This is a genomic window from Halomonas organivorans, from assembly GCF_014192055.1.
GTDB lineage: Bacteria > Pseudomonadota > Gammaproteobacteria > Pseudomonadales > Halomonadaceae > Halomonas > Halomonas organivorans.
Genome location: NZ_JACHXM010000072.1, coordinates 1 through 1,103, shown reverse-complemented (window position 1 = coordinate 1,103; position 1,103 = coordinate 1). Strand labels below are relative to the sequence as shown.

1 protein-coding gene is annotated in these 1,103 nt (G+C 64.7%); it reads left to right on the top strand.

Features of this window, described 5'->3' with window-relative positions:
- Nucleotides 1-1,103: VCBS domain-containing protein (locus FHR96_RS22310; RefSeq protein ID WP_221195923.1), on the top strand; the 1,103-nt coding region annotated here is incomplete at both ends.

The following is a 1,103-nucleotide window of genomic DNA, read 5'->3' as shown; positions in this document are numbered from 1 at the left end:
GCCACCGACGAGGACGGCTCGACCGACAGCGGCGACCTGAATATCCAGATCGTCGACGACGCGCCGACCGCCGAGAACGATGCCAATAGCGTCACCGAGGATGCGGCGACCACCACGACCGGCAATGTGCTGGGCGATAGCGGTGCCTCCGCCGGCGATGTCGCCGATACCGAGGGCGCCGACGGTGCCACGGTCACCGATGTGACCAGCACCAATGTACCCGCCAATGATGCCGATGAGACCGGCGGCACCCTGACGATCGACGGTGAATACGGCACGCTGACGCTCGAGGCCGATGGTAGCTACACCTATCAATTGGATAACAGCAACCTCGACGTTCAGGGCCTGACCGACGGTGAGCAGCTGGAAGAAGTGTTCACCTACACCCTGACCGATGGCGATACCGATTCAGACGACGCTACGCTGACGATCACCATCGACGGCAGCGACGACGGTGTGACCGTCAATGTGCCCAACGACCATGACGCCACCACCCCGGACGGCAACATCGCCGACCAGGTGGTGTTCGAAAGTGGCCTGGCGGACGGCTCCGCGCCGAACGCCGACGACATCCGCGTCGAATCCAGCCTGACACTGACCGCCCTGGACGGTCTGCAGGAAGATGGCGCCGTCAGCCTGACCTACACCAATGAGGATGGGGACGAGGCCACCCTCGAACTGAGCCGGGCCGAGGTGGAAGCGCTGGGCGATACGCCGCAGAGCCTGACCACCGAGTACGGCGAGCTGACCCTCAACGGCTACAGCCAGGCCGCCGACGGCACCATCACCCTCGACTATGCCTACGAGCTGACCAACGCCCCGGGCGAGGATGTCGATGAGCTACTGGACAGCGTCACCGTGACGGCCACCGACGAGGATGGCTCGACCGACAGCGGCGACTTGAATATCCAGATCGTCGACGATGCGCCGACCGCGGCCGATGACACCAACAGCGTCACCGAAGGGGCCGACACCGCCAGCGATGTCGAAACCAGCGGCAATGTGATTGGCGGTGGCGATGCCTCAGCGGGCGATGTCGCCGATACCGAGGGCGCCGACGGTGCCACGGTGACGGCGGTGGAAAGCACCAATGTGCCCACCAA